Origin of the sequence: Phocaeicola coprocola, assembly GCF_041333015.1 — a bacterium.
Taxonomy (GTDB): domain Bacteria; phylum Bacteroidota; class Bacteroidia; order Bacteroidales; family Bacteroidaceae; genus Phocaeicola; species Phocaeicola coprocola.
The window spans coordinates 569,360-582,229 of the sequence record NZ_JBGKGM010000004.1 but is presented as its reverse complement, the minus strand read 5'-3'; the positions used below and the strand labels follow the sequence as shown (position 1 = coordinate 582,229).

General features: G+C 40.9%; 16 protein-coding genes. 9 read left to right on the top strand and 7 right to left on the bottom strand.

All coding sequences use genetic code 11. The annotated features are described in order from the left end of the window. Window positions 1-35 precede the first annotated feature (35 nt). On the bottom strand, window positions 36-548 hold the full coding sequence (gene tpx / locus ACDG22_RS13185; protein WP_370858915.1) for a thiol peroxidase: 513 nt from the start codon (window positions 546-548) through the stop codon (window positions 36-38). A 154-nt stretch (window positions 549-702) separates the two neighbouring features. On the opposite strand from tpx, the gene ACDG22_RS13180 reads away from it, so the two are divergent. Continuing rightward, window positions 703-1,614, top strand: a complete 912-nt coding sequence (locus ACDG22_RS13180) for a polyprenyl-phosphate transporter (RefSeq protein WP_040311908.1) — start codon at window positions 703-705, stop codon at window positions 1,612-1,614. A gap of 195 nt (window positions 1,615-1,809) precedes the next feature. On the opposite strand, the gene ACDG22_RS13175 is transcribed toward ACDG22_RS13180, so the two are convergent. Then, window positions 1,810-2,283 (bottom strand): PaaI family thioesterase, encoded by a 474-nt coding sequence (locus ACDG22_RS13175; RefSeq protein ID WP_007567783.1) that lies wholly within the window; start codon window positions 2,281-2,283, stop codon window positions 1,810-1,812. Between the two features lie 14 nt (window positions 2,284-2,297). Then, on the bottom strand, window positions 2,298-2,597 hold the full coding sequence (locus ACDG22_RS13170; RefSeq protein WP_007567780.1) for a Dabb family protein: 300 nt from the start codon (window positions 2,595-2,597) through the stop codon (window positions 2,298-2,300). A 72-nt stretch (window positions 2,598-2,669) separates the two neighbouring features. On the opposite strand from ACDG22_RS13170, the gene udk reads away from it, so the two are divergent. Further along, a complete protein-coding gene (gene udk / locus ACDG22_RS13165) occupies window positions 2,670-3,281 on the top strand; it encodes a uridine kinase (RefSeq protein WP_007567778.1) in 612 nt (203 codons plus the stop codon). Continuing rightward, window positions 3,278-4,660, top strand: a complete 1,383-nt coding sequence (locus ACDG22_RS13160; RefSeq protein ID WP_007567776.1) for an MltF family protein — start codon at window positions 3,278-3,280, stop codon at window positions 4,658-4,660. The genes udk and ACDG22_RS13160 overlap by 4 nt, the downstream gene beginning before the upstream one ends. 100 nt (window positions 4,661-4,760) lie before the next feature. Here the strand turns inward: ACDG22_RS13160 and trxA are convergent, their stop codons facing one another. The 3 genes from trxA to ACDG22_RS13145 all read right to left on the bottom strand — a co-directional run bounded on the left by trxA (window position 4,761) and on the right by ACDG22_RS13145 (window position 6,114). After that, a complete protein-coding gene (gene trxA, locus ACDG22_RS13155; RefSeq protein WP_007567774.1) occupies window positions 4,761-5,057 on the bottom strand; it encodes a thioredoxin in 297 nt (98 codons plus the stop codon). A gap of 187 nt (window positions 5,058-5,244) precedes the next feature. Continuing rightward, window positions 5,245-5,853 carry an OmpH family outer membrane protein gene (locus ACDG22_RS13150; protein ID WP_022125310.1) on the bottom strand — a complete coding sequence of 203 codons (609 nt, stop codon included), beginning with the start codon at window positions 5,851-5,853 and terminating at the stop codon, window positions 5,245-5,247. A 15-nt stretch (window positions 5,854-5,868) separates the two neighbouring features. Then, on the bottom strand, window positions 5,869-6,114 hold the full coding sequence (locus tag ACDG22_RS13145) for a hypothetical protein (protein WP_007567768.1): 246 nt from the start codon (window positions 6,112-6,114) through the stop codon (window positions 5,869-5,871). A gap of 141 nt (window positions 6,115-6,255) precedes the next feature. Here ACDG22_RS13145 and ACDG22_RS13140 point away from each other — a divergent pair, with 141 nt between their 5' ends. Beyond that, window positions 6,256-7,713, top strand: a complete 1,458-nt coding sequence (locus ACDG22_RS13140; protein WP_178269710.1) for an aminoacyl-histidine dipeptidase — start codon at window positions 6,256-6,258, stop codon at window positions 7,711-7,713. Continuing rightward, entirely contained in the window at window positions 7,713-8,741 is a 1,029-nt protein-coding gene (locus ACDG22_RS13135) for an endonuclease/exonuclease/phosphatase family protein (RefSeq protein ID WP_370858914.1), read from the top strand. Before ACDG22_RS13140 ends, ACDG22_RS13135 begins: the two co-directional genes overlap by 1 nt. Here ACDG22_RS13135 and ACDG22_RS13130 read toward each other — a convergent pair. Then, on the bottom strand, window positions 8,722-9,219 hold the full coding sequence (locus tag ACDG22_RS13130) for a GNAT family N-acetyltransferase (RefSeq protein WP_007567763.1): 498 nt from the start codon (window positions 9,217-9,219) through the stop codon (window positions 8,722-8,724). The genes ACDG22_RS13135 and ACDG22_RS13130 overlap by 20 nt on opposite strands. 215 nt (window positions 9,220-9,434) lie before the next feature. On the opposite strand from ACDG22_RS13130, the gene ACDG22_RS13125 reads away from it, so the two are divergent. From ACDG22_RS13125 to purT, 4 genes are all read left to right on the top strand, one after another. Continuing rightward, entirely contained in the window at window positions 9,435-9,800 is a 366-nt protein-coding gene (locus ACDG22_RS13125; protein ID WP_007567759.1) for a PadR family transcriptional regulator, read from the top strand. Further along, window positions 9,778-10,830, top strand: a complete 1,053-nt coding sequence (locus ACDG22_RS13120) for a PspC domain-containing protein (protein WP_007567758.1) — start codon at window positions 9,778-9,780, stop codon at window positions 10,828-10,830. Before ACDG22_RS13125 ends, ACDG22_RS13120 begins: the two co-directional genes overlap by 23 nt. Window positions 10,831-10,844: 14 nt before the next feature. Continuing rightward, on the top strand, window positions 10,845-11,462 hold the full coding sequence (locus ACDG22_RS13115; RefSeq protein ID WP_022125313.1) for a GIN domain-containing protein: 618 nt from the start codon (window positions 10,845-10,847) through the stop codon (window positions 11,460-11,462). Window positions 11,463-11,698: 236 nt separating this feature from the next. After that, complete coding sequence (gene purT / locus ACDG22_RS13110) at window positions 11,699-12,868, top strand: formate-dependent phosphoribosylglycinamide formyltransferase (RefSeq protein WP_007567754.1); 1,170 nt, start codon at window positions 11,699-11,701, stop codon at window positions 12,866-12,868. Window positions 12,869-12,870 lie beyond the last annotated feature (2 nt).

Sequence of the window (12,870 nt, the reverse complement as noted above, 5' to 3'; positions counted from 1 at the left end):
GTTAGTTGGTTTAGTTATTATAAGAGGGGTAGCAATTATCGTTGTTCTTTAAGTGCTGCTAAAGCAGAATCGTAGTTGGGTTCCTGAGTTATTTCCGGTACGAGTTCTGTATAGATAACTTTTCCTTCCGGGTTAATAATTACTACGGCACGCGCCAACAGTCCGCATAATACGCCGTCAGTCATCAATACACCATATTTTTCTCCAAAATCAGAAGTATATCGGTAGTCTGAAAGTGGAATAACATTTTCAATTCCTTCAGTTGTACAGAAACGTCCCTGCGCAAAAGGAAGGTCTTTCGAAATTGCCAGAACAACGGTATTTTCCATTTCGGCTGCCAGCTTGTTGAATTTGCGTACTGAAGTTGCACATACACCCGTATCCATACTAGGGAATATATTCAGGAGTGCGTATTTCCCTTTAATATCATTTTGAGTGAAAGAACTTAAATTTCCTTTTACCAGTGAAAACTCTGGAGCTTGAGCTCCAACTTTAATAAACTCGCCTGCCAGTGAAACTGGGGCTCCTTGAAATGCTGTTTTTGCCATGATTATTTTTATTAAATATTTCTGTGAATATAACAAACAATCGGATATAATGTTTGTCCTGTGATGCCTTTTTTATCTTTTTAATAGATACATTTCTTTTTTTTCTGTTACTTTGCAAACCATAAAATTCTTAGGAAAACAGATAAAATTTAAGATGAAACGAAGTTTTAAAGACTACGCCTTGCTTGCCTTAAAAGGTATGGGTATGGGGGCGGCCGATGTAGTACCTGGTGTGTCAGGAGGAACAATTGCTTTTATTGTAGGTATTTATGATGAATTGATTGATTCCATTAAGAGTATCAATGCACAAAGTTTGAAAATGTTTTTTACCGGGAAGTGGGGAACTTTCTGGAAGATGATAAACGGTAACTTTTTGCTATTTCTTTTAGCCGGTATTGGAATCAGTGTCTTCTCATTGGCAAAAGTAATAACTTGGTTGCTTACCGATCATCCGGTTCTTGTATGGTCTTTTTTCTTTGGCCTTGTTCTTGCCTCTACTTGGTTTGTTGGGAAAGACATTAAGGAATGGAACTGGAAAACGATTTTAGGGTTCATTGTCGGTGTTGCTGTAGCTTTTTACATTACAGTCGCTACTCCGGCAGAAACTCCTTCTAATTTATTGTTTATCTTTTTATGTGGGGCTATTGCGATTTGTGCCATGATTCTTCCGGGGATATCGGGAAGTTTTATATTGGTATTGCTGGGAAAATACTTTTTTATCATGGAAGCAGTAAAGACATTCGATATAAAGGTTATACTTGTATTCGGTGCTGGGGCATGCATTGGTATAACCAGTTTCTCACGTGTCTTATCGTATGCATTAAAGCATTTTCGTAATATAACCCTGGCTGTACTGACAGGTTTCATGTTAGGGTCACTCAATAAAGTATGGCCATGGAAAGAAACTATTGAAACATTTATAGACAGTCATGGAGTGGAAAAGCCGTTGATAGAAAGTAATATCCTGCCTAATCAATACATATGGGAGGCTGTTGTTTTAATGCTGGCGGGCTTTTTCCTAGTATATTTTCTGGAAAAGCTTTCTACCAGAAAGGGCAATGAATAAAAACTGACTTGGGATATTCAGTAAACGTCTATACAAAATATAATGGCATATGAAGATGATATATAATAATCGCTCCATATGCCATTTTTATTGTATGTAAGACCTCTTTCTGTTTTTAACTTAATCCATCATAATATGAAGCTGATAGTAGAGGTCTTCTTTTTTAATTCAGATTCTATTTATATCAGGAACCAATTATTCGCCTTCCGTTTTGCATTCATGAAAGTGCATATCTTGTAGTGCTTTCTCGCGTGAGAAAGTAAAATAAGTACAAACAGCTTGAGTGCATATTTCTCCTGCTTCATTGAACAAAGAAGCATCGATCGTAACAATGTTTCGCCGTTGTTCACGAATAGATGCTCGCAGGGTTAACATATTATCTGTAGTATGTACAGGTTTTAAATAGCGGGTTTCCATTTTTGAAGTAACTCCGGCCGTTTGAAGCTTTCGCATGATTACCCATCCGCATATTTCGTCTAGCAATACAGCCTGAATGCCTCCGTGCAGCGTATTAAGCCAGCCTTGGTATTTGCCGTCCGGATGCCAGAAGCTTACGATATCATCGCCATCCTCGTAAAACTCCATGTGTAGTCCTGACGGATTTTGAGGAGCACATCCAAAACAGTTGTAACCTTCTATTTCGCCCCAAGGATTGATTATCTTTTTCATATCTGCTTGAAATTCTAGAAAATATAATCTGTACAGGCACGGTCTTGTTTGGCTTCCTTTAAAATGCCGGCTGCTGCTACATGTGCCGGATGAACTGCATATGCTTTAACATCTTCTAATGTATCAAACTCACTTTCCAGACAAATATCCCATTTCTCGTCAGCATTGATATTTTGTCCGACAAAGATTTTCCGAATACTTGGTATGACAGGCGGCAAAGCTTCTATTGCTGCTTTAAATTTGTCTATAACAGCCTGTTTTTCTTCTGTTGACAGGTTTTCTTTCAGTTTAAATAAAACAATGTGCTTGACCATAGTTGTTTATATTATGATTTATCGTAAATTTGTATAGATGCAAATATATAACTAATTATTGGATTTTAGCTTATGATAATCATTGGAATTGCAGGAGGTACAGGCTCCGGTAAAACAACTGTAGTGAAAAGTATTGTTGATAGTCTGTCGGCCGATGAAGTGGCTTTGCTTCCGTTGGATTCTTATTATAATGACAGCAGTCATGTACCAGTGGAACTGCGTCAAAGTATTAATTTCGATCATCCGAATGCTTTCGACTGGGAGTTGTTGTCGCAGCATGTGGCTATGCTTCGCAGAGGAGAAGCGATAGAACAGCCTATATATGATTTCCTTACTTGTACGCGACAGAAGGAAACGTTGCATGTAGAACCTCGTAAAGTGATTATTATAGAGGGTATATTGGCGTTGAGTGATAAGGAGCTGTGTAAGTTGATGGACCTGAAAATATTTGTCGATGCTGATCCGGATGAGCGATTGATTCGCGTAATGCAGCGTGATGTAGTAGAACGAGGACGTACGGCAGAGGCTGTTATGGAACGATATATGAGGGTGCTGAAACCTATGCATCTTGAATTTATCGAACCTGCAAAACGGTATGCTGACCTGATTATTCCTCAAGGAGGATATAATAAGAAAGCGATAGAGATATTGAAGATGTATATTGAAAAAATAGTGGGACGATGAAGCTCTCCTATGTCTTCTGGAGCGTACTATGCCTGAGTCTGCTGTTTTATTCGTGTCAGTCACGAAAAGGAACTGTAAATGGAGAAGCAGCAATTGATTTACCCGAAATTATGGAGAGGGGAGAGTTGGTTGTTCTTACAGCCAATAGCTCTACATCATACTTTAACTATCGTGGTGAACCGATGGGATTTCAATATGAATTAGCACAACAGTTTGCACGTTCCCTTGGGCTCAAATTAAAGTTGAAGGTCGTAAATAATCCTTCTGAAATGGTGCGTTGCCTGATAAGAGGAGAAGGCGACCTGGTTGCATATAATCTTGATATCACAAATGCATGGAAGGACAGTCTGATCTATTGTGGTGAAGAAAATATCACTCATCAAGTGATTGTGCAGCGCAGAGGAAAAGATGCACTGAAAGACGTAACACAATTGCCTGGAAAAGAGGTTTATACTACTTCAGGAAAATACTATGACCGGCTGATGAACTTGAATAGTGAGCTGGGGGGAGGTATCAACGTGCATAAAGTAGAGACCGACAGCGTATCGGAAGAAAATTTGATTACTTGGGTGGCGGAAGGTAAAATAGATTATACAGTTGCTACTAATGAAATTGCTAAGATAAACCGTACGTATTATCCTAATCTTGATATCGGTCTGGTAATCAGTTTCGACCAGCGCTCTTCATGGGCTGTACGTAAAACATCTCCTTTGCTGGCTGAAGCTGCCGACAAGTGGCATAAAGAAAATATCAATTCATCGGAATTCAAGGCAAGTGCCCGGCGTTATTTTGAGCTGAATAAACGTCCTACCCATGGATCTATACTTTCAGTTAAGGATGGAAAGATTTCACATTACGATGATTTGTTCAAGAAATATGCAAAAGAAATAGGCTGGGACTGGCGTATGCTGGCGTCGCTGGCATATACAGAATCGAATTTCGATCCGAATGTCATATCTTGGGCAGGCGCTCGGGGGTTGATGCAATTAATGCCAGCTACGGCACGTGCTATGGGGATACCTGCAGGAAAAGAAAGTGATCCGGAGGAAAGTATAAAAGCTGGAGTGAAATATATCGCCCGTCTACAGAATATTTTCTCTAAAGTTCCCGATAAAGGTGAGCAGACTAAGTTTGTGCTTGCTGCATATAATGCAGGAGTGGGGCACATTACTGATGCCATGGCATTAGCGGAAAAATATGGTAAGAACCGTTATCTATGGGATCATCATGTTGATCATTACATCTTATTGAAGAGTAACGAAGACTATTATCAGGATCCTGTGTGTAAAAATGGATATTTCAGAGGAACAGAAACATATAACTTTGTGCGTGAAGTTGTAGAACGTGCCGAGGTTTATAAGAAAAAGATTAAAGGCTGATAAACAGTAAAAAAGCTGACCTTTTTCGTAAAAAGACAAGTGGGTTTTGTCTTTTTGCGGTAGAGGTCAGCTTATGCTACGTGAAAATGAATATGTTGCTTTACTTAAACATTTCAACAATTTTATTTAGTTCGTTTGCTTCTATTACTCCACTTTGCCGCCATAACTGTTTTCCGTTTTTGAAAATCATGAGTGTAGGCACAGAGGATATTGCATAATGTTGTGCAATATTCATATTTTTATCTATGTCGATTTTTATGATTCGCAGCGAGTCACCTTGTGTTTCTTTTACTTTCTTTAAAATTCCAGCCATTATTTTACAAGGCGCACACCATTCTGCGAAAACATCCACCAGAACAGGAGTGGGCGATGATATCAAGTCAGCAAACGTTTCCATAAAAACTCCTTTTTAATACATTGTAAATTTCTTCCAACCTTTATAATATAACAAATCCATATATTATTTTGTTCGGGAAAGTTTGATAAAAAAGAGTATTTTATATCGAAAGTTTTTTGTCTGAGAAAAAGAAAGCCCTGCTGCTCTTTTTTAAGCAACAGGGCTTGAATATAATACAAGGTTTAAATTATTTTTTGCTTGATGCTGGGTTATAGCGAGCATTCAGTCCGTCTACGATTTCCTGAGTAATATTGAATGCAGGATCAGCATACAGTAAGTTGTCGAAACCAGTGTTGCTGATAATCAGGCTATATCCTTTATCCTTATTATATATTTTCAAGAATGAGTTGATAGAATCGCGGAGCTGCAAGCTTATTTTCTGGTTTTCTGCTTGTAATTCACTAGTCAATTTTTCCTGCAACTGCTGCAAGTCACGTTGTTTTTGGCTGATGCGTAAGTTTTCCTGTTCAGCACGTTCACGGCTGGCAAAACCATTATTTTCCAGTTTGCGCTGGAATTCTCTCATTTCTTTATCCAGATCTTTTGCTTTTTCGTTCAGTGTAGTACGGATGTTTTCTTCTTTCTGAATCATCATCTCGTTCAAGTCATTCCAATAACGATATTTTGTCAGCAGAGAGTCAATCTCTACATAAGCTATCTTCATGTTTACCGGACCGCCTACTACAGCAGGAGTTGAAGCTCCTTGTTCGTTAGCTTTGTTGTCAGTACATTGAGTAAACATCAGCACCATAGCCAGTGCGATAAATCCGTTCAGGATATGCTTCATTCTTTTCATAATGGTTTTTGTCTCTTAGTTATTAATTGTTTTTTCTGTTTCTGTTTCTGGACGCCTCCGCTCTGCTATGGCATGAGGATTCACTTTTTGTGCTTCTCTGTCTTGAGATTGCACACATCCGATACCTCTTTTTCTCATGGCTTTGCTGCCGCTAACGTGTGTGTTAGGGAAACGTCCGTTCTTCTGAAAGAGTATCTTTACCGATAATAGTGCTATGCAGATAGCAACTATTAACATTGTTATAAGGATAGTCTTAAGCATTTCTATTATTTTTGTGGTGCAAATATAAATCTTTTGTTACCGATTTACTCTTTTCGGTACGGAAAAAAGAGGGTACTTGCCTTATTAATCTATGTTTTTAACTTATTTTTACTGATAACTGAACAAATAAATAGACTATTTATGGAGAAAAAAGATTTGAAACCGGCTATTGTCTTCCGTTATTTTGAAGAAGTATGTCAGGTTCCGCGTCCTTCCAAGAAGGAAGAAAAGATACGAGCTTATTTGCTCGATTTCGCTCAGAAGCATAATCTGGCTTGTAAAACAGATGAGGCCGGAAATGTGTTAATGTCTAAACCGGCTACAGCAGGTAAGGAAAATCTGAAAACTGTCATATTGCAGTCGCATATGGATATGGTATGCGAGAAGAATAAAGATACACAACATAACTTCGATACTGATCCGATTGAAACCTATATCGATGGTGAGTGGCTGAAAGCGAAAGGTACTACACTGGGGGCCGACAATGGAATTGGTGTGGCGACTCAGCTTGCAGTCTTGGCGTCAGACGATATCGAGCATGGACCGATACAGTGTTTGTTTACTGTTGATGAAGAAACCGGACTGACAGGTGCTTTTGCTTTGAAGGAAGGCTTTATGGATGGCGATATCTTGATCAACCTTGATTCAGAAGATGAAGGTGAATTGTTTATCGGTTGTGCAGGTGGAGCAGGAACTACAGCTCAGTTCCCGTGTCCGATGACTGCTGCTCCCGAAGGCTATTTTTTCTTCCGTGTAGCTGTAAAGGGACTTACAGGCGGACATTCGGGTGATGATATCAATAAGAACCGTGCCAATGCCAATAAGTTGCTGAATCGTTTCCTGGTCCAGCTGATGCAGAAATACGACTTGCATTTGTGTGAAATAGATGGAGGAAACCTGCATAATGCCATTCCACGTGAAGCACATGCTGTTTGTGCTGTACCGATGAAAGATAAAGAATCAGTACGTGTTGACTTGAATATATATTTGTCGGAAGTAGAAAACGAGTTTGCTGTAACAGAACCAAATCTTGTGATGGAGCTGGAATCGGAAAGCCCTTGTGCAGAAGTTATGCAGCAGGATGCCATGAAAAACTTCCTTCATTCCATTTATGCTGTACATAATGGCGTATATGCCATGAGCCAGGATATTCCGGGACTGGTAGAAACTTCTTCCAACCTTGCTTCAATCAAGCAGCGTGATGGAAAACTCGTTGTTGTAACCAGTCAGCGCAGTTCTATTCTGTCTTCTCGCAAGGATATGTCGCAGATGGTAAGTTCAGCTTTCCTGTTGGGAGGAGCGGAAGTAACGACTGGCGACGGTTATCCGGGATGGAAACCTAATCCGTCTTCCGAAATATTGCAAGTATCGGTAGAAAGCTATAAGCGTCTGTTTGCTGCCGAGCCTAAGATTAAAGCTATCCATGCCGGATTGGAATGTGGTTTGTTCCTCGAAAAATATCCTTCACTCGATATGGTTTCGTTCGGTCCTACACTCCGTGGTGTTCATTCACCCGACGAACGCATGCTTATCCCTACAGTCGATAAGTTCTGGCGTCATTTATTGGATGTCTTGGCTCATATTCCTGCAAAGGCATAATGAAATTATTTCCTGAAATATTGCTAGGGTTTGCTGCCTGCCTCACGGCTTCTGTATGTGAGGCGCAGCAAACCCTTCGTGTTATGGAATACAATGTAGAGAATCTGTTCGATTGTCGTCATGATTCACTGAAGAACGATTCGGAATATCTTCCTCATTCCGTTCGGGGATGGAGCTGGAAACGTTATCATGAAAAACTGAACCGCATTGCAAAAGTCATACTCGCTGCCAGTAGAGAGCAAGTGCCCGATCTGGTAGGACTTTGTGAAGTGGAAAATGCATATTGTCTGGACGGACTGGTGAAATACTCTCCGCTCCGAGATGCCGCCTATCGCTATGTGATGACTGATTCGCCCGACGAACGGGGAATTGATGTGGCATTTCTCTACCAGCCTTCCTCGTTCCGGCTGATAAGCGACCAGCATATTCGTATTCCTTCCTATAAAATAGGGCGTAAGCCTACACGCGATATCCTGCATGTTACCGGTCGGGTAGTTTCCGGTGATACACTCGATGTCTTTATCTGTCACATGCCTTCACGTTCGGGAGGCGAAAAACAAAGTGAACCTTACCGCCTGCTTACTGCACGTGTATTGCGTCATGCAGCAGATTCTGTTATGAAAATTCGCCAGACTCCATACCTCATTATCATAGGTGACTTTAATGATTATCCTGAAAGTCGTTCTGTTTGTCGGACCTTAGGAGCAGGGAAGCCAGAGAAAGATATCGATTCATACCGGCTGTATAACTTGATGAACGGCAGGCAGGGAGGCACATACCGCTATCGTGGTGAATGGGGCATTCTGGATCAGCTCATTCTGAACGGTACTTTTCTGAATCATACGGGTAATCTTACAACGGAGTATAATCGCGCCCGTATTCTTACTTTCCCGTTTCTTTTGGAGGAAGACGAAAACTATGGAGGCGACAAGCCTTTCCGTACCTATAACGGCATGAAATATCACGGTGGTTATAGCGATCACCTGCCTGTCTGTGTCGATATAGACATTAAATATCCAGCCCCATAATATAATCGTTCATGTAATAGCCGTTTCCAATGGGAAAATCTCCTTCGCGTACTTTTTTCATTCCCATATGTTCGTAAAATCCCAATGCCGGATTATTACGGTTTACATTCAGTTCCATACGGCAGGGAGCCGGATGAATTTCCTTGATACCTTTTATAGCCTGCTGGAAAAGCTGTTTGCCCAGATGATACTTTTGATAATAAGGAATGACATAGATTTTCTCGAGATGAAATAAATCTGTGTCCTCCTGACGGATGGAAACATATCCTGCCGCTTCACATTCCTCATAAGCTATATAATAAATGTGTCCTTCTTCTTCCATCTGCTTGTGCAGGTTCTCTATGGAATACATCCAGTCCATCATATATTCTATCTGTTCGTGACTGAGGATATTTTTATATGTTTCAGGAAAAACATTCCAAGCCAGTTTGTTTATCAGTGGAATGTCGGCTGTAGTTGCTTGTTTTATTACGAACATAGTTTTGAGTATTTAATATTTTGTTATGTAATGTCTGAGAGCGTATCACGGTGGCTTACCGTGAAAAAGTTTATGCAAAAATAAGGCTTTCCGCCTGTCGTTTTCCGTATATCTGGTTGTATTTCGTTAAAAATGGTAAATTAATAGTTCTATGTAATGCAAGGTATTGATATAATACATATATTTGTGCTATACAAAACAAGAGGATAGAAAACATGAATGTCGATAACGTAAAATCTCAAATGCGCAAAGGGATGCTTGAATACTGCATCCTGTTGTTGCTGCACCGTGAGCCTTCGTATGCTTCAGACATTATACAGAATCTGAAAGAAGCGAAGTTGATAGTAGTGGAGGGTACGCTTTATCCGTTGCTTACCCGTCTGAAGAACGACGATTTGCTATCGTATGAGTGGGTGGAATCTACTCAGGGACCTCCCAGAAAGTATTACAGTCTGACTCCGAAAGGGGAGGAATTTCTGGCAGGACTGCAACTGGCATGGGACGAATTGTCGGATACGGTAAATCATTTAAGAACAAAATTATTAATTTCAAAATCACATGAAAAAGACACTGACTGTTAATTTGGGAGGCACTGTATATCATATTGATGAAGATGCCTATAACCTGCTCGATAATTATCTGAATAATCTCCGCTATCATTTCCGCAAGGAAGAAGGAGCCGACGAGATTGTACGTGATATGGAAACCCGCATTGCAGAACTGTTCGATGAGTATATTCGTACCGGACAGCAGGTTATCACCATAGAGCAGGTAGAAGCTGTTATTGCCCGTATGGGGAAACCTGAGGAGTTGAATACAGACGATAATGATGAGAAGAAAGAAGAAAAAACTAACCATACATATGGCAATGGAACTGCCCGCCGTCTGTTCCGTAATCCTGACGACCGTATATTGGGTGGTGTGCTTTCCGGATTGTCTGCTTACTTCGGATGGGATGTAACGTGGATACGTATCGGAGTACTGGTAGCCGGATGTTTTGTCCAGGGATTGATTCTGGCTTATCTGATCGCATGGATTATTGTTCCGCTGGCAAAAACAGCAACGGAAAAGTTACAGATGCGTGGTGAACCTATCAATATGGAGAATATAGGACGTACCGTGACTGAGGGGTTCGATAAAGTGAACGATTATGTACATTCCGAGAAGCCTCGTTCCTTTCTGCATCAGTTGGGAAATATGATTGTAAAGATTGCAGGTTTCATCATCAAGTTCTTCCTTGTACTGCTGGCTATCTGTCTTACACCGGTTCTGCTTGTCGGTCTTGTCGTACTGTTTGCCTTGCTGCTGGCTGCTACCGGTATACTTGCCAGTGTACCTGCCGTGTTGTATTATTCTATGCCTGATGTAGACTGGAGTCTGATTGCTTCCTCTCCGGCTGCGGTGACCGGACTGTTGGTGTGCGGACTGTTCATCGTGGGCATTCCGGTGATAGGCCTGTTGCAGTTGCTTTTGCAGAGTTTCAATGTATGGAAACCGATGTCTACTGTAACCAAGGTTATCCTTACCTTGATATGGTTTATTTCGCTGGTTGCCGGATTTATCTTTTTGTTTAATACTTCCTTCATCGAGGGACCAATATTCTGGATGTAAAAAATATGATTGTTATGAAAACTGTTTTTGCAAGAGTTATCACTGCGTTGGTTATGATCGCGGGTTTTACTTCCTGCATTTGGGCTGGAAGTAAAGGTGAACATGTTACAGAGAAACGTCATGTGGCGGATTTTACCTCTATTGATATAAAGAGTGTGGGAAGTGTTTATTTTACACAATCATCCGATTTCTCGTGTACGATAGAAGGGGAAGAGAGCCAGGTAAAGAATATTACAACTAGTGTTGAAGGCAATGAGCTGAAAATTGGTTATATCAAGAAACTGAAAAACAACAAGAATGGGGCTGTTATCCGTATCTCTGCTCCCGATTTGCAGGAGCTGGAATTTAAAGGAGTAGGTTCGTTTAATATCGACGGTAAGGTAACACTTCAGGACTTGGATGTAGATTTCAGCGGAGTCGGAGAATTAAATATAAAAGACCTGCAATGCCGTAAAGCAAATTTCGATCTGAAAGGTATAGGAGAGGTAAATATACATATCAATTGTGAAGAAGTAAAAGCTGATGTCAGTGGTATAGGTGCTGCTACATTTACAGGAACGGCACAAATGGCTTCTTTTCATAAAGGTGGTATAGGAGAGCTCAATACGCAGGGAATGGAAGTAAGCAAATAACTCATTCATAGTGTCTTAAATTTATCTTGTGACACGGCATGCCCAGGGTTGGAAAAAACATGGGCATGTTTATCTTAATTCATGCTGATGTTTTGCCAAATTCATCAGCATGTTTTTTTATTTTTTGTACGAAAGAATTGTGTTCTTTCAAAATGTTATTATTTATCATATTCGTATAATCTCTCAACAGAAATCGTTATCTTTGCTGAAAAGAAAAAAGGATTAACTGTTAAGATATGACTAAGAAAATACTTTTGCTGGGTTCCGGCGAATTAGGAAAAGAGTTTGTGATTGCTGCCCAACGTCTGGGTCAGTACGTTATCGCATGTGATTCGTATGCAGGTGCTCCCGCCATGCAGGTAGCAGATGCTTGTGAAGTATTTAGTATGCTGGATGGCGATGCGCTCGACCGTGTGGTAGAAAAATATCATCCCGATATTATTGTGCCTGAAATTGAGGCTATCCGCACCGAACGTCTTTATCATCTGGAAAAAGAAGGTATTCAGGTTGTACCGAGTGCACGTGCCGTAAACTTTACGATGAACCGTAAAGCAATCCGCGACCTTGCTGCTAAGGAACTGGGCTTGAAGACGGCGAAATATTATTATGCAAAGTCGTTCGATGAACTGAAGGAAGCTGCTGAAAAGATTGGTTATCCGTGCGTTATCAAACCGTTGATGTCATCATCTGGTAAGGGACAATCGGTAGCCAAAGGTCCTGAAGATTTGGAATACTCTTGGGCATACGGATGTGAAGGCAGCCGTGGTGATATTAAGGAGCTGATCGTGGAAGAGTTTGTTAAGTTCGACAGCGAAATCACGTTGCTGACAGTTACACAGAAAAATGGTCCGACACTGTTCTGTCCGCCTATCGGACACGTACAGAAAGGTGGTGACTATCGCGAAAGCTTCCAGCCTGCTCACATTGCTCCGGAACATCTTGCTGAGGCTCAGAAGATGGCGGCAAAAGTTACTGAAGCGTTGACTGGTTATGGTCTTTGGGGAGTTGAATTTTTCCTGAGTCACGACAATGGAGTTTATTTCTCTGAACTTTCTCCTCGTCCGCATGATACAGGTATGGTAACACTTGCCAATACACAGAACCTGAACGAGTTCGAACTTCATCTGTATGCTGTATTGGGATTGCCTATTCCGGGTATTACTCAGGAACATATCGGTGCCAGTGCCGTTATTCTTTCTCCTATTGCCAGCAAGGACACTCCGCGCTACCGGGGAGAAGAACTGGTTTGCTCGCAGCCTAACACATATCTCCGTATTTTCGGAAAACCGTATACGAAGCTGAATCGCCGTATGGGTGTAGTAGTATGCTACGATAAGAATGACGGTGACCTGGATGCTTTGCGCGATAAATGTAAAGCTTTGGCAAGCAAAGTAGAAGTTTATTGATA